This window comes from Pseudomonas sp. EL_65y_Pfl2_R96, from assembly GCF_963970905.1.
Lineage (GTDB): Bacteria > Pseudomonadota > Gammaproteobacteria > Pseudomonadales > Pseudomonadaceae > Aquipseudomonas.
On record NZ_CAXAQH010000045.1, the window covers coordinates 1 to 20,974 of the forward strand.

General features: G+C 60.5%; 19 protein-coding genes and 1 pseudogene. 10 read left to right on the forward strand and 10 right to left on the reverse strand.

Translation table 11 applies throughout. From position 1 onward, the window contains the following. A partial coding sequence (locus AACY49_RS27855) for a transposase (RefSeq protein ID WP_141228961.1) occupies positions 1-121 on the forward strand: 121 nt, incomplete at its 5' end. Between the two features lie 138 nt (positions 122-259). Here the strand turns inward: AACY49_RS27855 and AACY49_RS27860 are convergent. The 5 genes from AACY49_RS27860 to choX all read right to left on the reverse strand — a co-directional run bounded on the left by AACY49_RS27860 (position 260) and on the right by choX (position 5,128). Further along, positions 260-1,423, reverse strand: a complete 1,164-nt coding sequence (locus tag AACY49_RS27860) for a gamma-butyrobetaine dioxygenase (RefSeq protein ID WP_339527480.1) — start codon at positions 1,421-1,423, stop codon at positions 260-262. 13 nt (positions 1,424-1,436) lie between these two features. Continuing rightward, positions 1,437-1,913, reverse strand: coding sequence for a thioesterase family protein (locus AACY49_RS27865; protein ID WP_339527481.1), 477 nt, complete (start codon positions 1,911-1,913; stop codon positions 1,437-1,439). A 176-nt stretch (positions 1,914-2,089) separates the two neighbouring features. Next, positions 2,090-3,055 (reverse strand): L-carnitine dehydrogenase, encoded by a 966-nt coding sequence (locus AACY49_RS27870; RefSeq protein WP_339527482.1) that lies wholly within the window; start codon positions 3,053-3,055, stop codon positions 2,090-2,092. A 141-nt stretch (positions 3,056-3,196) separates the two neighbouring features. Beyond that, entirely contained in the window at positions 3,197-4,084 is an 888-nt protein-coding gene (locus AACY49_RS27875; protein WP_258698722.1) for a 3-keto-5-aminohexanoate cleavage protein, read from the reverse strand. 99 nt (positions 4,085-4,183) lie between these two features. Further along, on the reverse strand, positions 4,184-5,128 hold the full coding sequence (gene choX / locus AACY49_RS27880; protein ID WP_320393081.1) for a choline ABC transporter substrate-binding protein: 945 nt from the start codon (positions 5,126-5,128) through the stop codon (positions 4,184-4,186). A gap of 207 nt (positions 5,129-5,335) precedes the next feature. Here choX and AACY49_RS27885 point away from each other — a divergent pair, with 207 nt between their 5' ends. Then, complete coding sequence (locus AACY49_RS27885; RefSeq protein WP_258698724.1) at positions 5,336-6,280, forward strand: GlxA family transcriptional regulator; 945 nt, start codon at positions 5,336-5,338, stop codon at positions 6,278-6,280. Positions 6,281-6,419: 139 nt separating this feature from the next. On the opposite strand, the gene AACY49_RS27890 is transcribed toward AACY49_RS27885, so the two are convergent. The 4 genes from AACY49_RS27890 to AACY49_RS27905 all read right to left on the reverse strand — a co-directional run bounded on the left by AACY49_RS27890 (position 6,420) and on the right by AACY49_RS27905 (position 8,043). Beyond that, complete coding sequence (locus tag AACY49_RS27890) at positions 6,420-6,836, reverse strand: DUF3010 family protein (protein ID WP_339527483.1); 417 nt, start codon at positions 6,834-6,836, stop codon at positions 6,420-6,422. Positions 6,837-6,868: 32 nt separating this feature from the next. Continuing rightward, on the reverse strand, positions 6,869-7,192 hold the full coding sequence (locus AACY49_RS27895) for a helix-turn-helix domain-containing protein (RefSeq protein WP_123719627.1): 324 nt from the start codon (positions 7,190-7,192) through the stop codon (positions 6,869-6,871). Continuing rightward, positions 7,176-7,430, reverse strand: a complete 255-nt coding sequence (locus AACY49_RS27900) for a type II toxin-antitoxin system RelE family toxin (RefSeq protein WP_339527491.1) — start codon at positions 7,428-7,430, stop codon at positions 7,176-7,178. Before AACY49_RS27900 ends, AACY49_RS27895 begins: the two co-directional genes overlap by 17 nt. Before the next feature lie 211 nt (positions 7,431-7,641). After that, positions 7,642-8,043 carry a lysozyme inhibitor LprI family protein gene (locus AACY49_RS27905; protein ID WP_320393084.1) on the reverse strand — a complete coding sequence of 134 codons (402 nt, stop codon included), beginning with the start codon at positions 8,041-8,043 and terminating at the stop codon, positions 7,642-7,644. 236 nt (positions 8,044-8,279) lie between these two features. Between AACY49_RS27905 and AACY49_RS27910 the strand changes: the two genes are divergently transcribed. From AACY49_RS27910 to AACY49_RS27940, 7 genes and pseudogenes are all read left to right on the forward strand, one after another. Beyond that, entirely contained in the window at positions 8,280-9,257 is a 978-nt protein-coding gene (locus AACY49_RS27910) for a dipeptidase (RefSeq protein ID WP_258698726.1), read from the forward strand. A 79-nt stretch (positions 9,258-9,336) separates the two neighbouring features. Next, positions 9,337-9,867 (forward strand): DUF5943 domain-containing protein, encoded by a 531-nt coding sequence (locus tag AACY49_RS27915; RefSeq protein WP_007926354.1) that lies wholly within the window; start codon positions 9,337-9,339, stop codon positions 9,865-9,867. Between the two features lie 15 nt (positions 9,868-9,882). Then, the gene (dgcA, locus tag AACY49_RS27920; protein ID WP_258698727.1) at positions 9,883-11,943 is read left to right on the forward strand and encodes a dimethylglycine demethylation protein DgcA; all 2,061 of its coding nucleotides are present in this window, start codon (positions 9,883-9,885) and stop codon (positions 11,941-11,943) included. Between the two features lie 145 nt (positions 11,944-12,088). Then, entirely contained in the window at positions 12,089-14,050 is a 1,962-nt protein-coding gene (gene dgcB, locus AACY49_RS27925) for a dimethylglycine demethylation protein DgcB (protein WP_339527484.1), read from the forward strand. Next, positions 14,050-15,270 carry an electron transfer flavoprotein subunit alpha gene (gene etfA, locus AACY49_RS27930; protein ID WP_258698729.1) on the forward strand — a complete coding sequence of 407 codons (1,221 nt, stop codon included), beginning with the start codon at positions 14,050-14,052 and terminating at the stop codon, positions 15,268-15,270. The genes dgcB and etfA overlap by 1 nt, the downstream gene beginning before the upstream one ends. Before the next feature lie 15 nt (positions 15,271-15,285). Next, positions 15,286-16,056, forward strand: a complete 771-nt coding sequence (etfB, locus tag AACY49_RS27935; RefSeq protein ID WP_320393086.1) for an electron transfer flavoprotein subunit beta — start codon at positions 15,286-15,288, stop codon at positions 16,054-16,056. Between the two features lie 21 nt (positions 16,057-16,077). Continuing rightward, positions 16,078-16,276: pseudogene (locus tag AACY49_RS27940) on the forward strand (GNAT family N-acetyltransferase); the annotation flags it as partial. Between the two features lie 470 nt (positions 16,277-16,746). On the opposite strand, the gene AACY49_RS27945 reads toward AACY49_RS27940, so the two are convergent. After that, a complete protein-coding gene (locus tag AACY49_RS27945; protein WP_339527485.1) occupies positions 16,747-16,950 on the reverse strand; it encodes a hypothetical protein in 204 nt (67 codons plus the stop codon). A 467-nt stretch (positions 16,951-17,417) separates the two neighbouring features. On the opposite strand from AACY49_RS27945, the gene AACY49_RS27950 reads away from it, so the two are divergent. Continuing rightward, complete coding sequence (locus AACY49_RS27950; RefSeq protein WP_339527486.1) at positions 17,418-20,870, forward strand: GMC family oxidoreductase N-terminal domain-containing protein; 3,453 nt, start codon at positions 17,418-17,420, stop codon at positions 20,868-20,870. Positions 20,871-20,974: the final 104 nt, after the last annotated feature.

Consider the following 20,974-nt stretch of genomic DNA (forward strand, 5'->3'; position numbering starts at 1 on the left):
CACGGGGCAGCTGGAAGGCATAAACAATCGAATAAAAGTCATTAAGCGGATGGCGTACGGTTACCGGGACAGCGAATTCTTTTTCATGAAGATCAAGAGCGTCTTTCCCGGTAATCCGTGAAGAACCTTTTTTTTGCGTGTGTGAATCAGTCATGAAAGTGTTGATTGGGCTGACGCTTTCGCGGGCAAGCCACGCTCCCACAGGACTTGCGAATAACCTATGGGAGCGTGGCTTGCCCGCGATGAACGATGACTCGGTCTAGCGTTGCAACACAAGGATGCGCGACAACAACTCATCACGATCCACATAACACCCCTGGAAATGCCGGGCACCGGTGGCGGGGTCGAAGGCGTTGCGGGCGTGGAGGGTGCGGCGGTTGTCGAAGCACCACAACTCGCCGGGGTTGAGCCGCGTCATCACCCGGAAGCGCGCCTCGCGAGTCATCGCAATGAAGCGCCGGTAAGCGCGATAGAGCCTGGGCATCTGCTCCACCGAAGCATCGAACGGCCCACGCAGAAAGTTCGCCATGCGGATTTCCGACACCTGCCCGAACGCATCCAGGGCGATGATCGGCGCCAGGCAGCGGTAGTCGCTGTGGCGGTCCTTGTTGCGAAACTCCACGGGGATTTCACACAAGGCTTGAAACGCCTCGGGATCTTCCTCGCGCAAGGCTTCGGCGATGGCAAAACCGTCGACGAAAATGCTCTCGCCACCGTCGGCGTCATTGACCAGGCAATGCAGAAATTGCAGCCCTGGTTGCAACTCCCGGGTTGGCAGGTCGCTGTGCAGCGGCAGGTTGAAGGCAGTGTAGGCATTGCTGTCGGCGTCGGCTTTGGATTGCACGTTGAACAGCACGCCGAAATTGCTCTCGCGGATGAACGAAATCCGCTGGGCGATCAGCTTCAATGAACCCGGCTCGGTGGGTACGCCGCGCACTTGAGTCAGGCCGGCATCGCGCACGGCCAGCAGCCATTGCAGCAAGGCGTCGTTGTTCTCCATCAGGGCCTGGTATTCGAATACTGGTAGTTGCAAATCGCTGTGCCAAAGCCTGGCTTTCGGTTTGCCGGCCTGGCGTTCAGCGCGGGACTCATCGTCATAGGCGTGAGCCCGTAGCCAGCCCGGATCGAAGCGGCTGAGGTGGCCGTCCTGCCAATCGACGCACAGACAACCTTGGGCATCGACCGTGGCGTTTTCAGGCGTCAGGTGCTCTGCGACATCGACGATTTCCAGCACTTGCTCGCGGGTCACCGTGTAGACGCACAACGGGCACGGGCAGTTGTCCCGCAGCCATTGATGATGAAAAGGGCTGACCCGACCGTCCGCCCATGTCACTTGAATTCGGTCCGCCAGGGTACGCACGGCGGTCAACGCGCTAATCAATGGGTAGGTGCGGAAATCGGCAAAAGCGGCGGCGGTGTTCATGGCGAGCTCCTTGTTATTTTTCGGGGGGTAAAGCGATCACTCGGCCAATCCAGGCGGGTGCGGGCAGGTCGGTTTGCTCGGCGACAATGGCCTGCAGTTTGCTCAAGGTTTCTTCGCTGAACGGTGCGGATCGCGGCCCGTTGAGGTCGACGTGCAGCAGCATTTGTTCATTGCCCGCCAGCTCCTTGTCACCGCCCACCAGATGCAGGCTGTGGTAGAGGTGCAGACGCTTGCGGTCGTGGCCGATGATTTGGGTATGCACCTCGACATCGGCATCGAGCTTCACTTCGTGCAGGTAGTTGAGGTGCAGTTCGAGGGTGAACAGCGAGTGGCCGCAGGCTTCGCGGTTGTTGCTGTCCATACCCAGCCGATCCATCAACGCGTCGGTGGCGTAGCTGAAGATCAGCAGGTAGAAGGCATCGCGCAGGTGGCCGTTGTAGTCGACCCAGTCGGGGATGATTTTGGTTTGGTAGGTGGTGAGGGTGGGCATGGTGAGTGATCCAGAATGTGTGGTGACTGGGCTGGCGCTATCGCGGGCAAGCCCGCTCCCACAGTGATTTGAGGCGTACATACAATCGATGCCATTCAGTAGAACCCTGTGGGAGCGGCGGTGCGGCGATCCGACTTGCCCGCGATGAGGCCAGACCTGCTGGCCCCTGACTTGGGTTACTCGCTGAACGTCATGCCATGTTTGGCCTTGGTGGTTTTCACCGCCTCCAGCACCGCCAGCAAGCAATCATCACGATAGCGCTCCAGCGCCGAGATGCTGTGTTTGCCCAACTGTTCGCTGGTGCCCTCCACCACATCATCAATCAACTTGTCGGTCAGCTCCGGTGCCGGCAGATACGTCCAGGGCAATTGCAAAGCCGGCCCGAACTGCGCCATGAAGTGCCGCATGCCCGCATCGCCGCCCGCCAGGGTGTAAGTCAGGAAGGTGCCCATGAACGACCAGCGCAGACCTGCGCCAAAACGAATCGCATCGTCGATTTCCCCGGTGGTTGCCACGCCGTCGTTGACCAGATGCAGCGCCTCACGCCACAACGCTTCAAGCAAACGGTCGGCGATAAACCCCGGCACTTCCTTGCGCACGTGCAGCGGGCGCATCCCTAAGGATTCATAGACTTTCATCGCCGCTTGCACCGCTTCTGGCGCGGTGTTCCTGCCACCGACGACTTCCACCAACGGCAGCAGATAAACCGGGTTGAACGGGTGCCCGACCACGCAACGTTCCGGGTGGGTCGAACTCTCGTAGAACTCGCTCGGCAACAGCCCCGACGTGCTGGAACCGATCAACGCATTGGGCTTGGCCGCCGCGCTGATTTTGCTGTGCAGTTCCAGTTTCAGGTCCAGTCGTTCCGGAGCGCTTTCCTGGATGAAGTCCGCATCGCGAACGCATTCTTCGATGGTGGCGACAAAGCGCAGCCGATCCTGCGACGCGCCGGGGGCCAGGCCTTGTTTCTCCAGCGCGCCCCAGGCATTGGCGACGCGTTTGCGCAGGGCGGCTTCGGCGCCGGGCGCCGGGTCCCAGGCCACTACATCAAGGCCGTGGGCGAGGGCGCGGGATACCCAGCCGCTGCCGATGACACCGCTGCCCAGAGCGGCGAAGGTTTTGATATCAGTGATGAAGCTCATGGCGTCGTCCTAAAGAGTTCGGTGATCCCAGGTGGGAGCTGGCTTGCCTGCGATGGCATCAGTACATCCAGTGCATCTTCTGCGGCTGGACTACCGTCATCGCGGGCAAGCCCGCTCCCACAGGTGAGGTGTAGGTTGGGGTTAACCGCGCTTGGTCAGGCCCATTTTTGCCCGTCCTTCAGCTGGGGTCAGAACACGGGCGCCGAGGCGGCTGAGGATTTCCGAGGCACGCTCGACCAGTTGGCCGTTGGTCGCCAATACACCCTTGTCCAGCCACAGGTTGTCTTCCAGGCCGACCCGCACGTTGCCGCCGAGCAGCACCGCTTGCGCAGCCATTGGCATCTGCATGCGACCGATGCCGAACGCGGCCCAGACCGCGTCGGCCGGCAGGTTGTCGACCATGGCTTTCATGGTGGTGGTGTCGGCCGGCGCGCCCCACGGGATGCCCAGGCACAGCTGAAACAGCGGGTTATCGAGCAGGCCTTCCTTGATCATCTGTTTGGCGAACCACAGGTGACCGGTGTCGAAGATTTCCAGCTCAGGCTTGACGCCCAGCTCTTGAATGCGTTTGGCGCCAGCACGCAGCTGGGCCGGGGTGGACACGTAAATGGTGTCGCCGTCGCCGAAGTTCAGGGTCCCGCAATCCAGGGTGCAGATTTCCGGCAGCAATTCTTCGACGTGGGCCAGACGGGTCAGCGGACCGACCAGGTCGGTGTTCGGGCCAAACTCCATCGGGTTCTCGCCCGCACCGATTTCCAGGTCGCCGCCCATGCCTGCGGTGAGGTTGACGATGATGTCGACGTCGGCCTCGCGGATGCGCTCCATCACTTCGCGATACAGCGCCACGTCACGGCTGAACTTGCCGGTTTGCGGATCGCGAACGTGGCAGTGGACCACGGTAGCGCCCGCCTTGGCGGCCTCCACGGCGGCCGCGGCGATTTGTTTCGGGGTGACCGGTACGTGTGGGCTTCTGGCGGTCGTGTCGCCAGCACCGGTGAGTGCGCAGGTGATGATGACGTCGTGGTTCATGAGGCGGTTCCTTACAGGCGTGATTTTGGGGTGTGGCTCAGGGCGTGACGGTTCCGTTCGCAGCCCGGTCGGGCTGCGAATCGGTGATTCATTTCAGGTTCATTTACTGGTCAGTTTCAGGTTTTCAGCGGCCGGTTTGCCATCGAAGGTGGTCACGCCTTCGAGCCAGCGTTGCTTGTCTTGCGGGTGATCTTTCAGCCATTGCTTGGCCGATTCGAACGCGTCTTTGTGATCGAGCAGCGGCTGCATCATCCGGCTCTCGTCTTCGGCGGTGTAGGTCAGGTTGCTCAGCAAACGACCAATGTTCGGGCATTGCTCGGCGTATTTCGGTGCGGTGACCGTCCACACGGTGGCCATGCCTTCGTTCGGGCCGAGGGCATTTTCACTGCCGGTGAGATAAGTCATTTGCACGTTGACGTTCATCGGGTGCGGGGCCCAGCCGAAGAACACCACGGCTTCCTTGCGCCGCACGGCGCGATCCACCGCCGCGAGCATGCCGGCTTCGCTAGACTCGACCAGCTGGAACTTGCCCAGGCCAAATTGATTCTTGGCGATCATCGCCTTGATCTGGGTGTTGGCGCCCGAACCTGGCTCGATGCCGTAGATCTTGCCGCCCAGTTCTTTTTCAAACTTGGCGATATCAGCGAAGGTTTTCAGGCCCTTGTCGGCGAGGTAAGTCGGTACGGCGAGGGTGGCGCGGGCGTCTTTCAGGCTTGGCGCCTCAAGCACCTTGACCTGATTGGCCGCGACGAACGGCGTGATGGTCTGGGTCATCAGGGGGTTCCAGTACCCGAGGAACAAGTCCAGGCGCTGGTCGCGGATCCCGGCGAAGATGATTTGCTGGGAGGCGCTGGTCTGTTTGGTGTTGTAGCCGAGGCCATCGAGCAGGACCTGAGTCATGGCGCTGGTGGCGATCACGTCGGTCCAGTTCACTACACCCATGCGCACGTTCTGGCACGCGGCGGGTTCGGCGGCCATGACACTGGCGCTCAAGAAAGCGGTACCGCTGAGTGCAAGAACACAGCTGCTGATCAGTCGTTTCATGGTGGGTTCCTCGGCAGGTCGTTATTGTGGGTTCCGGTGTCTGATGCGCCGGTGATGCCAAGTTACGCAGCTCAAGGCCCGTGAAAACGCACTGCGGCGACCAGCTCTTGCACTGCGGCGACCTGTGCACTTGAATGCCGCTGACAAGTGGCGTATCAACGTCCACACGCTTCCCGCCCTCTCGCTACCTGCCATCGAGTGCGCTCCATGTCCCAGGATTTCTACTTCTTGTTGATGCCGGGTTTTTCGGCGATCGGTTTTATCTCGGCGATCGAGCCGCTGCGGGTCGCCAATCGCTTTCGCGGCGAGTTGTACCGCTGGCATGTGTTGAGTGCCGATGGCGGGGCGGTTCTGGCCAGTAACGGCATGTCGGTCAACGCCGATGCGGCGCTGGAGCCGCTGAAGAAAGGCGCGACCTTGCTGGTGGTCGCCGGTTTCGAACCGCTGAAGTTCGCCACTCCCGCACTGGAGCACTGGTTGCGCCGCCTGGATAACGAAGGTGTGACGCTCGGCGCCATCGACACCGGCAGCTTCGTCCTCGCCGAAGCCGGCCTGCTCGACGGCCATCGCCTGACCCTGCACTGGGAAGCCATCGATGCCTTCAAGGAGTCTTACCCGCAGTTGAGCGTCACCCAGGAACTGTTCGAGATCGACCGCCGACGCATCACCTCTGCCGGCGGCACGGCTTCTATCGACCTGATGCTCGACCTCATCGGCCAGGCCCACGGCCCGGAACTGGCGATCCAGGTCAGCGAACAATTCGTACTCGGGCGCATCCGCCCGCGCAAAGACCACCAGCGCATGGAAGTCGCCACGCGGTATGGCATCAGCAACAAGAAACTGGTGCAGGTGATCGGGGAGATGGAGCAGCACAGCGAACCGCCGCTGAGTACCCTGGAGCTGGCGGAATCGATCAAAGTGACCCGGCGGCAGCTGGAGCGCCTGTTTCGCCTGCACCTGAACGACACGCCGAGCAATTTCTATCTGCGCTTAAGGCTGGAGAAGGCGCGGCAGTTGTTGCGTCAGACGAACATGAGTGTGTTGGAAGTGAGCATCGCGTGCGGGTTTGAATCGCCGTCGTATTTCACCCGCAGTTATCGGGCACGGTTTGAACGGTGCCCGCGAGAGGATCGCCGTACGGCCCAGGCATAATTCTGACGACACCGAAAAAAAACTGTGGGAGCGGGCTTGCCCGCGATGGGGGCGACACATTCAATGTGGATGCTGACTGACACACCGCCATCGCGGGCAAGCCCGCTCCCACAGTTGTTCGGTGTTGGCAAGAATGGAGTTACTTTTTCATCAGTGCCGAGCATGCCGCCTTGTAAGCCTCATGCTGATACTTGTTCAGCGTGGCCGGCAGTTCAAAATCGAACTTCTTGTTCTGCGCATTGATCGTCTGCGGCGACAGCAGCGTCACCTCGCAATTTTCCAGCAACTGGAAAACCCCTTCGATTTTGAACGTGGTCGGCCCACCGGCGAACTCGCCTTTCTTGCTGCGCTTCTTGATCGCGATCCGGTCGATTGAATTCTCGCGAACAAACGATGCCACCTGAGCGGCAAAGACTTTAACGTTAGCGGCTTCGTCGTCCTCGTCGAGGGCGATTTTCTTGGTGTTCAGTTCGACATGGCTTAGGGCCTGACCGTCGAGGGAGGCCACGGCGATGATCGCTTCGCTGCCTTTGATTTCGATGCCGCAAATTTTCATTTCAATCCCTTTTCCTGATGCTGGCGTTCAGCTTACAACTCTAGTTGGTTGGCGGTGATGCCAAAAGCTGCGGCAATTTTTTCACGGGTTGCCTTGCGGGGCTTGGCAACCGTTTCCTGCTGGGCGAAAGCCGGTTGGGAAATGCCCATGCGCTTGGCAACTTCATCCTGCGTAAGGTTCAGGTGTTCGCGCCAGGCGCGAATGGGCGTCGCGCCATCGACGATGCGACTGACCACTTCGTGGGGGATCAGATCGGGCTCGATCTTCTGCGCCACATACTGCGCGTACGGAATGACCACGAACGCCGGTTTTCCCTCCGCGTCGTTGATGATTTGAATCTCAGTAGGTGCGTTCATCGCGTTTTTTGACCTCTTGAATACTGACCACTTTGATCGCGCCATCCCAGTCGAACATGACCCGATAATTACCGACTCGCAGTCGATAGGCGTAGTCATGACCAACCAGTGCTTTGACGTTGCCTACATCGGGCATGCCAGCTAGCGCCGTGATGGCATCACGAACCTGGATCTGATGAACGGAATGCAATTTCAAGAGCTGCTTAACGGCCTTTCGAGTCCAGTGAATGCTGTTTATGGGGGAGTATAAGTCTTTTATAAGATTTGCTAATCTTTACTTATATTTTTCAGGTGGCCAACAAACGAAATTTATCGGGATGTTGCTCGAAAAAACTGCTTTAACCCTTACCCTGCGGGACTTGTAGGCTTGCTCGGTGAAGCCTGTGGGAAAGGTCTTGATTGAAGGTAAAAGCTGGTAGGGCTACCAGCTTTCGACGGACGATTCAGGATCACTCCTGCCCAATCGACTCCAAAAACTCCGACCGCTCGTCACTCATGCGCGCCACGCAATCATTTTGCGCAATGGTGAATGCCTTGCTACCGCTCGTCGCCGGGAACGCTTCCACCGTGCAATCGGCATCCCGGGTCTTCAGCCACTGCTGTTGCGCGGCCTTGATTTTGGCGGTGATGTCGGTCAATTGCGCCTTGTTGCTGCCGTAGCGCGTTTGCATGCGCTCGCTCAGGCTTTGGTAGTTGTCGCTCAGCAGCTGTTCGGCGGTGGTTCTGCTGTAAGTCGAGCATTCCAGGGTCTGGACTTCGTTCTCTACAGCGTCGCAGGGGTTATCGTCGGCCTCTTCGGCCGCCTGTACGCCGGTCGCTATCAGTGCCAAAGCCAGGAAGATCGATTTCATTGCGTCGCCGCCCCTTAATTCAGTAATGCATCCAGTGATGCGGCGAATTCTGGCCCATGCGAACGGGCTTGAACAGGTAGGCAATGACGCCTGTTGATGACCCTTTGTCGCGGATTGACGCTTTCGGCAATTCCCCTGTCGTTTTTGCACCCGGCTGCCCTGTCCCTCAGGCATATGCTGGCCCCAAAGCGCCGGCACACGATTCGGCGCATGAATCGCTAATAGGGGACAGCCTGATGAGCCCAGCCGAATTGCACGCCGACAGCATCGTTATCGACGGGCTGATTATCGCCAAGTGGAACCGCGACCTGTTCGAAGACATGCGCAAGGGCGGCCTGACCGCGGCCAACTGCACCGTGTCGGTGTGGGAGGGCTTCCAGGCCACCGTCAACAACATCGCCGCCAGCCAGAAGCTGATTCGCGAGAACAGCGACCTGGTGATTCCGGTGCGCACCACCGCCGACATCCGTAAAGCCAAGGAGCAGGGCAAGACCGGCATCCTCTTTGGCTTCCAGAATGCTCACGCCTTCGAAGACCAGATCGGCTATGTCGAGGTCTTCAAGCAGTTGGGCGTCGGTATTGTGCAGATGTGCTACAACACCCAGAACCTGGTGGGTACCGGTTGCTACGAGCGCGATGGCGGCCTGTCGGGTTTCGGTCGTGAAATCGTCGCCGAGATGAACCGCGTTGGCGTCATGTGCGACCTGTCCCACGTCGGCTCGAAAACCTCCGAAGAAGTCATCCTCGAATCCAAGAAGCCGGTCTGCTACTCCCATTGCCTGCCGTCGGGCCTGAAAGTGCACCCGCGCAACAAATCCGATGAAGAACTGAAGTTCATCGCCGATCACGGCGGTTTCGTCGGTGTGACCATGTTCGCGCCGTTCCTGGCCAAGGGCATCGATTCGACCATCGACGATTACGCCGAAGCCATCGAATACACCATGAACATCGTCGGCGAAGACGCCATCGGCATCGGCACCGACTTCACCCAGGGCCATGGCCAGGACTTCTTCGAATACCTGACCCATGACAAGGGCTACGCCCGCCGTCTGACCAGCTTCGGCAAGATCATCAATCCGCTGGGCATCCGCACCGTGGGCGAGTTCCCGAACCTGACCGAGACCCTGCTCAAACGCGGCCATTCCGAGCGTGTGGTGCGCAAGATCATGGGCGAAAACTGGGTCAACGTTTTGAAAGACGTTTGGGGCGAATAAGCCGCCGCATCTGAAGAATCCTTTCCCCCGGCCGTCCGTGCCGGGGGCAACACAACGAATTTTCTGGAGTTAAGTTTCCATGGCCAAGATCGCCCCGCAATTGCCAATCGAAGTCGACAGCGAAACCGGTGTCTGGACCTCCGACGCCCTGCCGATGCTGTATGTGCCGCGTCACTTCTTCGTCAACAACCACATGGGCATCGAGGAAGTGCTGGGCGCCGACGCCTACGCCGAAATCCTCTACAAGGCCGGCTACAAGTCCGCCTGGCACTGGTGTGAAAAAGAAGCCGAATGCCACGGCCTGGAAGGCGTCGCGGTGTTCGAGCACTACATGAAGCGTCTGTCGCAACGCGGCTGGGGCCTGTTCAAGATCCAGGACATCGACCTCGACAAAGGCACCGCCAGCGTCAAGCTCGAACACTCCGCATTCGTCTACGTGTACGGCAAGGTCGGGCGCAAGGTCGACTACATGTTCACTGGCTGGTTCGCCGGCGCCATGGACCAGATCCTGGCCGCTCGTGGCAGCAAGATCCGCACGGTCGCCGAGCAAGTCTACGGTGGCTCCGAAGAAGGCCACGACGACGGTTTGTTCACCGTCAAGCCGTTGTAAGTCGAGGACCCCGCCATGGCTTTCGAAGCAATGTTCCAGCCGATCCAGATCGGCAAACTGACCATCCGCAACCGCGTGCTCAGCACCGCGCACGCCGAGGTCTACGCCACCGACGGCGGCATGACCACCGACCGGTACGTCAAGTATTACGAAGAGAAAGCCAAGGGCGGGATCGGCCTGGCGATTTGCGGCGGTTCCTCCAGCGTGGCCATCGACAGCCCGCAAGGCTGGTGGAAGTCGGTCAACCTGGCCGACGACCGGATCATTCCGCACTTCCAGAACCTGGCCGACGCCATGCACAAGCATGGCGCCAAGATCATGATCCAGATTACCCACATGGGCCGTCGTTCCCGCTGGGACGGCGAGCATTGGCCAACCCTGCTGTCGCCGTCGGGCATCCGTGAGCCGGTGCACCGCGCGACTTGCAAAACCATCGAACCGGAAGAAATCTGGCGGGTGATCGGCAACTACGCCAGCGCAGCCGCGCGGGCCAAGGCCGGTGGCCTGGATGGCGTCGAGCTGTCGGCCGTGCACCAGCACATGATCGACCAGTTCTGGAGCCCGCGGGTTAACAAGCGTACCGACGAATGGGGCGGCAGCTTCGAAAACCGCATGCGTTTCGGCCTGGAAGTGATCAAGGCGGTGCGCAAGGAAGTGGGCCCGGACTTCTGCGTCGGCATCCGTATCTGTGGTGACGAGTTCCATCCTGATGGCCTGAGCCATGAGGACATGAAGCAGATTGCCAAGTATTACGACGACACCGGCATGATCGACTTCATCGGCGTCGTGGGCTCGGGTTGTGACACCCACAACACCCTGGCCAACGTTATTCCGAACATGAGTTATCCACCGGAGCCATTCCTGCATTTGGCCGCCGGTATCAAGGAAGTGGTGAAGGCTCCGGTACTGCATGCGCAGAACATCAAGGACCCGAACCAGGCGACCCGTATTCTGGAAGGTGGTTACGTCGACATGGTCGGCATGACCCGTGCCCACATCGCCGACCCGCACCTGATCGCCAAGATCAAGATGGGCCAGGTCGACCAGATCAAACAGTGCGTTGGCGCCAACTACTGCATCGACCGTCAGTACCAGGGCCTGGACGTCTTGTGCATCCAGAACGCCGCGACCTCCCGTGAATACATGGGCGTGCCGCACATCATCGAGAAATCGACCGGTGTGAAGCGCAAAGTCGTGGTGGTCGGTGCCGGCCCTGCCGGGATGGAAGCGGCTCGCGTGTCGGCCGAACGTGGCCACGACGTGACCCTGTTCGAGAAGAAAGAATTCATCGGCGGGCAGATCACCACCGCGTCGAAAGCTCCGCAACGGGACCAGATCGCCGGCATCACTCGCTGGTTCCAGCTGGAACTGGCGCGTTTGAAAGTCGACCTGCGCCTGGGCGTGGCGGCGGATGCGGCAACCATTCTCGACCTGCGTCCGGACGTGGTGGTGCTCGCTGTCGGCGGTCATCCGTTCCTGGAACAGAACGAGCATTGGGGCGCGGCTGAAGGCCTGGTGGTCAGCAGCTGGGACATCCTCGATGGCAAGGTTGCGCCGGGCAAGAACGTGCTGGTCTACGACACCATTTGCGAGTTCACCGGGATGTCGACGGCCGACTTCCTCGCCGACAAGGGCAGCCAGGTCGAGATCGTCACCGACGACATCAAGCCGGGCGTGGCCATCGGCGGTACGTCGTTCCCGACTTACTACCGCAGCATGTACCCGAAAGAAGTGATCATGACCGGCGACATGATGCTGGAGAAGGTCTACCGCGAAGGCGACAAGCTGGTGGCGGTACTGGAAAACGAATACACCGGCGCCAAAGAGGAGCGGGTGGTGGACCAGGTGGTCGTCGAGAACGGCGTGCGTCCGGACGAAGAAATCTACTACGCGTTGAAGGAAGGCTCGCGCAACAAAGGTCAGATGGACATCGAAGCGTTGTTCGCGATCAAGCCACAACCTTCGTTGAGCCAGGCGGGCGACGGCTACTTGCTGTTCCGCATCGGCGACTGCGTGGCCCAGCGCAACACCCACGCGGCGATCTATGACGCGTTGCGGTTGTGCAAGGATTTCTAAGCCGGTGAGCTGATCGTTCCCACGCTCTGCGTGGGAATGCAGCCCGTGACGCTCCGCGTCACATTCAAAAGCGGACGCAGAGCGTCCGGTGAGGCATTCCCACGCAGAGCGTGGGAACGATCAACGAGTCCCGTGGGAGCTCCACATGTTGAACACCCTTCTTCCAATTCTGTTGTTCGCTGCCCTGGGCCTGGCTGTCCTGGGCGCGTTGCGGCGGGTGGCTATGTGGCGCCAGGGCCGGGCTTCGAAAGTCGACCTGATCGGCGGCCTGTTCGCCATGCCCAAGCGTTACATGGTCGATTTGCACCACGTCGTCGCGCGGGACAAATACATTGCCAACACCCACGTCGCCACGGCGGGTGGTGCGGTGGCGTCCATTGTGCTGGCGATTCTGGTTCATGGCTTTGGCCTGCATAACCGCATCCTCGGTTATGCACTGCTGCTGATGTCGGCGGTGATGTTTGTCGGCGCGATCTTTATGTTCCTGCGCCGTCGCAACCCACCGGCCCGTTTGTCCAAAGGCCCGTGGATGCGCCTGCCGAAAAGCCTGATGGCGTTCTCGGCGTCGTTCTTCCTGCTGACCCTGCCGGTCGCCGGCATCCTTCCGGAAAACTTCGGTGGTTGGGTGGTGGCTGCGATCCTCGGCGTCGGCGTGCTCTGGGGCGTGTCGGAACTGTTCTTCGGCATGACTTGGGGCGGGCCGATGAAGCACGCCTTCGCTGGTGCCCTGCACCTGGCCTGGCACCGTCGCGCCGAACGTTTTGGTGGCGGTCGTTCCACCGGTTTGAAGCCGCTGGATCTGAATGACCCGAACGCGCCGCTGGGCGTGGAAAAACCCAAGGATTTCACCTGGAACCAACTGCTCGGCTTTGACGCCTGCGTGCAGTGCGGTAAATGCGAAGCCGCGTGTCCGGCGTTCGCCGCCGGCCAGCCGCTGAACCCGAAAAAACTGATTCAGGACATGGTCGTTGGCCTGGCTGGCGGTACTGACGCCAAGTTCGCTGGTAGCCCTTATCCGGGCAAAGCCATCGGCGAACACGGTGGCAATCCGCATCAACCAATCGTCAACGGTCTGGTGGACGCTGAAACCCTGTGGTCCTGCACCACTTGCCGTGCCTGCGTCGAGGAATGCCCGATGATGATCGAGCACGTCGACGCCATCGTCGATATGCGTCGCCATCTGACGCTGGAAAAAGGCGCGACCCCGAACAAGGGCGCCGAAGTCCTGGAAAACCTGATTGCCACCGACAACCCTGGCGGCTTTGCGCCGGGCGGGCGGATGAACTGGGCGGCGGACTTGAACCTGAACCTGCTCAGCGAGAAGAAATCCACCGACGTGCTGTTCTGGGTCGGCGACGGAGCCTTCGACATGCGCAACCAGCGCACCCTGCGCGCCTTCGTCAAAGTGCTGAAAGCGGCCAAGGTCGACTTCGCGGTGCTGGGTCTTGAAGAGCGTGACAGTGGTGACGTGGCCCGGCGTCTGGGCGATGAAGCGACCTTCCAGCTGTTGGCCAAGCGCAACATCCAGACCCTGGCCAAGTACAACTTCAACCGCATCGTCACCTGCGACCCGCACAGTTTCCACGTACTGAAAAACGAGTACGGCGCCTTCGACGGCAACTACGGTGTTAATTACGTTGTGCAGCACCACAGCACTTACATGGCGGAGATCATAGGCGCTGGCGCCCTGAACCTCGGCCAGCACAAAGGCAGCAGCGTGACCTATCACGACCCGTGCTACCTCGGCCGCTACAACGGCGAATACGAGGCGCCGCGTGAAGTACTGCGCGCACTCGGGATTGAAGTGAAAGAGATGCAACGCTCCGGTTTCCGCTCACGCTGCTGCGGTGGCGGTGGTGGTGCACCGATCACCGACATTCCGGGCAAGCAACGGATCCCCGACATGCGCATGGAGGACATCCGCGAAACCGGCGCCGAACTGGTGGCCGTGGGTTGTCCACAGTGCACTGCGATGCTCGAAGGCGTGGTCGAACCGCGTCCGATGATCAAGGACATCGCCGAACTGGTAGCCGATGCGTTGCTCGAAGACGCAACGCCGGGAAAGCCTTCGACACCGGCCAAACGTGAACCTGCGGAGGTGCATTAATGAGTGACATTATCCGCCGCGACCCACGCGCCGAATGGATCGCCCGCAACCGTCTGCACCCGCTGCACGCGGCCATGCAACCGGCGCAACACAGCTGGATGGGGCCTAACGGTCTCATCCGCAAGAATCCTCACGGGATCGGTTTTATCGGCCCCAACGGCATCAAGCGGATCGACCGCAGCGGCGCTCAGCAGGGCGGGGCGACCAAACGCTCAGCCGCAGTTGAAGTGCAATTGCCGCTGCATCAAGTGGCCGCACCTGCGTTCTACATCAGCGTGGTGCCGGACATGGTCGGCGGCCGCTTGAGCAGCCACGACCGTGACTTGCTTGGCCTGGCCCATCAGTTGGCCGGCAAGGACGGCGCGGTACTGGCCGTGGTCTTCGGTGAACACAAGGAAAACGCCTTCGCCACGGCTGGCGTGGATCGCTTGCTAGTGCTTGAGGGCGACGAATTCAGCGGTTATGCACCGGAGCAACGAGTCCAGGGCCTGCGGGCTGTGGATAACCAGTTCAGCCCGCGTCACTGGTTGCTGCCGGACAGCCGCAGCGGTGGTGGCGAACTCGGTCGGCGCTTTGCCGCCGCACTGGGCGAACGCCCGGCCACACGGGTCTGGCAGGTCAAGGATCAGGAATGCATCGGCCGCGCCGGTGCCGGTTTGCAAGACCTTGCGCGGCCGGTGGCACGCTTGATTCTGGCCGCAGCCGAATGCGCCGAACCGGTTAGCGAAACCCGTCACGAAGCGTTGCCGGTGGAGTTATCCACAGCGGTCGCTCGCAGCTTGTCGCGCATCGAGGATTTGGGCGCGGTGGCGGTGGACCCGGCGGCGATTCCCATGGCCGAAGCCGAGTTCATCTTCTCTGGCGGCAACGGGGTCAAGGACTGGGGACTTTTCCACAGGACGGCCGAGGCGTTGGGCGCGACCGAAGGTGCGTCACGAGTGGCGGTGGACGACGGCTTCATGGCCCGCGACCGTCAGGTCGGTGCGTCCGGCACTTGGGTCACTGCACGGGTTTACGTGGCGGTGGGCATTTCCGGGGCGATCCAGCACCTGCAAGGCATCGGTGCCTGCGACAAGGTGGTGGCGATCAACCTCGATCCGGGGTGCGACATGATCAAACGGGCCGACCTGTCGGTGATCGGTGAGAGCGCCGAGATTCTTCAAGCCTTGATCGATGCGGTAGAGGCTTACCGCAACGACGCCAAGCGCGATGCGGCTTAAGGGAAGGAAAGGGTTATGAGCACGAAAATCATCAGCCTGGTGTCCATCGGCGCCCACCCGACCTCCGGCCGGCCTCGTCGCGCCGAGCAGGATGCGCGGGCCGTTGAGCTGGGTCTGCAACTGGCTGGGGATAACCTGCAAGTGCTGCATGCTGGCGACGTCGCGGAGCCGGCACTGCGCGCGTATCTGGGCATGGGCCTGGAACAGTTGCATGTGCTGGAGCAACCGGTCGGCGCAGATGCACTGCCGGCGTTGACCGCTTATTTGCGTGACGCCGGGGCGCAAGTGGTGCTGACCGGCAGTCAGGCGGAAACCGGTGAAGGCTCAGGCATGTTGCCGTTCTTGCTGGCGGAAAGCCTCGGCTGGCCGCTGGTGGTGGGGTTGGCCCAGGTCGAATCCATCGACGGCGGCTCGGCGCTGGTGCTGCAGGCCTTGCCTCGCGGGCAGCGTCGTCGCTTGAAAGTACGCCTGCCGTTCCTGGCGACTGTGGATAACGCGGCGCCCAAGCCTCGGCAGAGCGCCTATGGTCCGGCACGTCGTGGGGTATTGCAGGCGGATGAAGTCGAGGTTATCGACGATGAACTGCTGGCGGTGGCCACGCTGCAACCGGCCAAGCCACGGCCCAAACGCTTGAAAGTGATCAAGGCCAAGAGCGGTGCAGACCGCATGAAAGCCGCGACGGCCAAGGCCAGTGGAGGCGGCGGGCAGGTGCTCAAGGGCGTGACCGCGCAGGCGGGCGCCGAAGCCATTCTCAAGTTGCTGATTGAAGAAGGCGTGGTTCGCTAACGGTCCTGTGGAGCCCGGTAAATGGCCGTTGAGTTTCGTTCGGCCCTGCGCGCGGATGCGCGGGAGATTGCTCGCTTGTTTCAGATTTCATCAGACGGTGCGGCGGATTAGATCTGGAGCCAACTGGCGCAGCCTGGCCCTGCATGAGGGCTGGCGCAATCAGGGGTTGGGCAAACAATTTCTCGCCTATGCCTACGACCGTTCCAACCGGTTGGCCTTAAGGCATGAACCCATATGGGAGCGGGCTTGCTCGCGAAGGCTGACTGACATTCAACATCAATGTCGACTGACCCGCCGCTTTCGCGAGCAAGCCCGCTCCCACACGGGTTCAATGTCGATCACAGATTGTGTGCACACACCAACAAGCCACTGTGGTTACCCACAATCCCTGTTAGCGCTTCTGTGGATAACATGTTTGTCCCTCGCTACACCCCATGCCAATCAAGCCCTCCAGCCCTCCGTACAAAAAACGATCAGTCTAACCCTCGGTTTTTTCGAGCTTTTTCCACAGAACAACTTCGCTCACAGGCCAATACTTGCCCCCAATCTCTGTTGGCGCTTCTGTGGATAAGATGTTCGCTGTCCGCTACAAGCCATATAAAGCGTGGCTTTCAGTAGATTGATCAAATAATGTTCAATCGGGCCTGTTCCTTCACTAATGTCCCCGCAAACCCCGAGTTCTTGTGGCTTTCAGCGGTTTTCCACAGAACCTGCAAAGTTGCCCCCAAAGTCTGTTGGTGCTTCTGTGGATAAGGTGTTCGCCATCCCTTGTACGCCACGTAAAACGTGGCCTATAAGCTTCTGGTCAAAAAACAGCCAGTGCATGGCTGGAACCCTGCTTCTGGATAAGTCACGGTTTTTCTTCGGTTTTTGTGAAGAAAATTGGCCCGTCATCCAAAGTTGTCCCCATTAGCTGTGGGTGGAGATGTGGATAACTTGTTCGCTGAACCCTGCAAGCCACGGCCTGCATAGGCTGGAACGCGATAGATCAGATTTCATACAGTTCTAAGGCACTTCCTTGACTTCGATCTGACGCCTGTCTTCACTCTCATGCACAAGGACAACCGTCACTTATCCACATCTGGTTCAGGGAGAACGCGTGATGGATAGCCAGCCACATCGCTCGCAGCCACATTCGCACCCCAGCCCCTGCATAACCTGTGTACCGACGCCCGCCACCTTGCTGCGTAAACGGATCCATCGTCGCGCCGCTAATCAGCGTGCTCGCCTATAGCGACCTTTATCCCATGCCATAACGCCGCTGCCATTGAGGCCCGACCGTGCCCGATGACCAGGTGTTCGTTCGTCTATCGATTGCAGGCAACCGCAGAGTTGCCCATCTGCCTGAGAGGAAATGACCCATGACACGGATCGCCACGCCCATCAGCGACATCAAGGAACATTACGACGTGATCGTCATCGGCTCCGGTTACGGCGGCGGGATCGCGGCGTCGCGCCTGTCCCGGGCCGGCAAGCGGGTGTGCCTGCTGGAGCGAGGCCGGGAAATCCAGCCCGGCGAATACCCCAATACGATGTTGGCGGCCACTGAAGAACTGCAAGTCCATGACCCGGACGGACACATCGGTTCGCGTACCGGGTTGTTCGACTTGCATGTCAACGCCCAGCAGAACGTGGTGGTCGGTTGCGGCCTGGGCGGCACGTCGCTGATCAACGCCAACGTTGCGCTGGAACCGGAGCCCGGCGTGTTCGACGATCCGCGCTGGCCGCTGGCGGTGCGCGAGCATCGGGATACCTTGCTCAAGGACGGTTACGCCCGGGCTCGGGAGATGCTCAAGCCCAATCCCTACCCAAAAACCTCGCCGGTGCTACCGAAACTGGAGGCCAACAGAAAGTCCGCCGACTACCTCAAGCAAGGCGCGCACTTCTACAGGCCGCCGATCAACGTGACCTTCGACAAACTGCCGAACAACCTCAACCACGTCGGTGTCGAGCAGTTACCGTGCAATCACTGTGGCGACTGCGTTTCAGGCTGTAACAACAAGGCCAAGAACACCACGCTGATGAATTACCTGCCGGATGCCTGGAACCACGGCGCGGAAATTTTCTGCCAGGCCGAGGTGCGGCACCTGGAGCGCGATGGCGAAGGCTGGATCGTGCACTTCCAATACCTGGACAGCGGCCGCGAGAAGTTTTCGGCGCCGACGCTGTTCGTCAAGGCGGACATTGTCGTGGTCTCGGCCGGCACTCTGGGCTCCACCGAAATCCTCCTGCGCTCTCGGGACAAAGGCCTGTCGACGTCCAATCAGCTCGGCGAAAACATGAGCGGCAACGGCGACATCCTCGGTTTTGGCCACAACTGCGATGAAACGATCAACGGCATCGGTTTCGGCGCCCATCCGGCCAATGAAATGAAACCGGTCGGCCCGTGCATCACCTCGATCATCGACATGCGCACCGAAGGCGACTGGCGCAGCCGCATGGTCATCGAGGAAGGCTCGATCCCCGGCGCGCTTGGCCGGCCCATGGTGCCGAGCATGGCCACGTTCGCCGGGTTGCTCGGCAAGCCCACCGATGACAGTTTCACCGGCAAGCTCAAGTACGCGGAGCGCGAAACCGAAAGCTTCCTGCGCGGCCCGTATCACGGCGCCCTGCACAACATGCAGACCTACCTGATCATGAGCCACGACGACGGCAAGGGGCGCATGGTGCTCGACAGCAAGGATCAGCTGCGCATCGACTGGCCGGGCGTTGGCGAGCAGGAAAACGTGAAGATCGGCAACGAACGCCTGCACCAGAGCACCAAGGCCTTGGGCGGGATATGGGTCGAGAACCCGATCTGGACCGAGCTGCTCAAGCACAGCATCGTTTCCGTTCACCCGCTGGGCGGTTGTGTGATGGGCGAGGATGCGGCGCAGGGCGTGGTCAACCACAAGGGCCAGGTGTTCAGTGGTGTCAGCGGCACCGATGTCTATGCCGGGTTGTACGTGACCGATGGCGCGGTGATTCCGACCTCCCTGGCGGTCAATCCGTTGCTGACCATCTCCGCCGTAAGTGAGCGCAACATGGGCCTGCTGGCCGCCGATCGCGGTTGGCATATCGATTACACGCTGCCCTCGGCACCGCGCAAAGCGGTGGCACCGCCGACCCTCGGCGTGCAGTTCACCGAAACCATGAAGGGCTATTTTTCCAAAGACTTCACCCAGCCTCAGGGCACCGATCTCAAACGCTACGAAGCGGCGGCCAAACGCGGCGAGTCGGACAACTCGCCGATCGAGTTCACCCTGACCATCACCGCCAACGACCTCAACCGCATGATCAAGGAGCCGGAACACGCCGCGACGCTGGTCGGCACTCTGGATGCGCCGGGCCTGTCGCCGGAGCCGCTGACCGCCAGCAATGGCGTGTTCAATCTGTTCGAGGAATATCAGGAACAGGTCGGCGTGCGGCACATGAACTACGACATGAAACTGACTGCCGAGGACGGCAGTGATTATTACTTCAGCGCGTTCAAGACCGTGCCCGAAGACAACGGCGTGCTGAACGTCTGGCACGACACCAGCACCCTCTACGTAACGCTGTATCGCGGGTCGGACAAGACCGGCGAGGTAATTGGTTCGGGTGTGATGCACATCCTCCCAACTGATTTCGCCAAGCAAATGACCACCATGAAGGTGCTCAATGCACGCAACGAACGCGAGCGTATCGATGGGCTGGCGCGGTTTGGCAAGTTCTTCGCCGGCATTTTGTGGGAGAGCTACGGAGGCGTGTTCGCCGGTGACATCTACTTCAACCCCGATGCGCCACCCCGGCAGAAACGACCGCTGGATGCGCCGACCCCGAGCGTGCAGTTCTTCCAGACCGAAGACAGCGTTCAGCTACGCCTGACCCGTTATCAGGGCGGCAGTAAAGGGCCGGTGATGCTGGTGCATGGCTTGGGGGTGGGCTCGAATATTTTCACCACCGACACCATCCAGACCAATCTGCTGGAGTATTTGTGCAAGCACGAGTACGACGTTTGGCTGCTGGATTTCCGGGTGAGCATTCTGCTGCCGGCCAGCAAGCACGAATGGAACGGCGATCAGATTGCGCAGTACGACTTCAAGGCTGCCATTGAGCATATCCAGCAGGCAACCAAGGCCGCGGATGTGCAATGCGTGGTGCATTGCTACGGGGCGACGACCTTCTTCATGTCGCTGCTGGCCGGGTTGCAGGGGGTGCGTTCGGTGGTCTGTTCGCAGATTGCCGCAGACACGGTGGTCGCCACGGCAACGGGGCTCAAGGCCGGTCTGCACCTTCCGGGAATGCTCGACGCCATCGGCATCAAATCCCTCACCGCGTATGCCGACAACAAGGAGAGCTGGTTCAACAAACTCTACGACAAGGCCCTCAACGTCTACGCCCGCATCGAGGCCCAGGGCTACTGCACCAACCCGGTGTGCCATCGCATCACCTTCATGTACGCGTCGCTGTACCGCCACGACACGCTCAACGAGACCCTGCACGACAACCTGCACGAACTGTTCGGCGAGTCGAACATGCAGACCTTCGAGCACCTGGCGCTGATCCTGCGCAAAGGTCATCTGGTGGACTTCAAGGGGCAGGACGTCTACATGCCGCACTTCGACCGGCTGACCATGCCGATCTGCTTTATCAGTGGCGAAGACAACCAGTGCTACCTGCCGGAAAGCACGCTCAAGACCTATGAGCGCGTGTGCAAAGCCCATGGCCCGGAGCGCTACAGCCGGCATGTGGTGCCGGGTTACGGGCATATCGACTGCATGTTCGGCAAAAATGCAGTGGTCGATGTGTACCCGATCATCCTGCAACACCTGGAGAAAACGGCGCTCGGCTAGGTGATCGTTCCCACGCTCCGCGTGGGAATGCCGCCATGGACGCTCTGCGTCCGCTTGTGTGACGCAGAGCGTCACGGGATGCATTCCCACGCGGAGCGTGGGAA

Coding starts and splice junctions, on each gene's coding strand:
- AACY49_RS27860 (WP_339527480.1), bottom strand. CDS start 1,423: ATGAACACCGCCGCCGCTTTTGCCGATTTCCGCACCTACCCATTGATT.
- AACY49_RS27865 (WP_339527481.1), bottom strand. CDS start 1,913: ATGCCCACCCTCACCACCTACCAAACCAAAATCATCCCCGACTGGGTC.
- AACY49_RS27870 (WP_339527482.1), bottom strand. CDS start 3,055: ATGAGCTTCATCACTGATATCAAAACCTTCGCCGCTCTGGGCAGCGGT.
- AACY49_RS27875 (WP_258698722.1), bottom strand. CDS start 4,084: ATGAACCACGACGTCATCATCACCTGCGCACTCACCGGTGCTGGCGAC.
- choX (WP_320393081.1), bottom strand. CDS start 5,128: ATGAAACGACTGATCAGCAGCTGTGTTCTTGCACTCAGCGGTACCGCT.
- AACY49_RS27885 (WP_258698724.1), top strand. CDS start 5,336: ATGTCCCAGGATTTCTACTTCTTGTTGATGCCGGGTTTTTCGGCGATC.
- AACY49_RS27890 (WP_339527483.1), bottom strand. CDS start 6,836: ATGAAAATTTGCGGCATCGAAATCAAAGGCAGCGAAGCGATCATCGCC.
- AACY49_RS27895 (WP_123719627.1), bottom strand. CDS start 7,192: ATGAACGCACCTACTGAGATTCAAATCATCAACGACGCGGAGGGAAAA.
- AACY49_RS27905 (WP_320393084.1), bottom strand. CDS start 8,043: ATGAAATCGATCTTCCTGGCTTTGGCACTGATAGCGACCGGCGTACAG.
- AACY49_RS27910 (WP_258698726.1), top strand. CDS start 8,280: ATGAGCCCAGCCGAATTGCACGCCGACAGCATCGTTATCGACGGGCTG.
- AACY49_RS27915 (WP_007926354.1), top strand. CDS start 9,337: ATGGCCAAGATCGCCCCGCAATTGCCAATCGAAGTCGACAGCGAAACC.
- dgcA (WP_258698727.1), top strand. CDS start 9,883: ATGGCTTTCGAAGCAATGTTCCAGCCGATCCAGATCGGCAAACTGACC.
- dgcB (WP_339527484.1), top strand. CDS start 12,089: ATGTTGAACACCCTTCTTCCAATTCTGTTGTTCGCTGCCCTGGGCCTG.
- etfA (WP_258698729.1), top strand. CDS start 14,050: ATGAGTGACATTATCCGCCGCGACCCACGCGCCGAATGGATCGCCCGC.
- etfB (WP_320393086.1), top strand. CDS start 15,286: ATGAGCACGAAAATCATCAGCCTGGTGTCCATCGGCGCCCACCCGACC.
- AACY49_RS27945 (WP_339527485.1), bottom strand. CDS start 16,950: ATGACGGGCCAATTTTCTTCACAAAAACCGAAGAAAAACCGTGACTTA.
- AACY49_RS27950 (WP_339527486.1), top strand. CDS start 17,418: ATGACACGGATCGCCACGCCCATCAGCGACATCAAGGAACATTACGAC.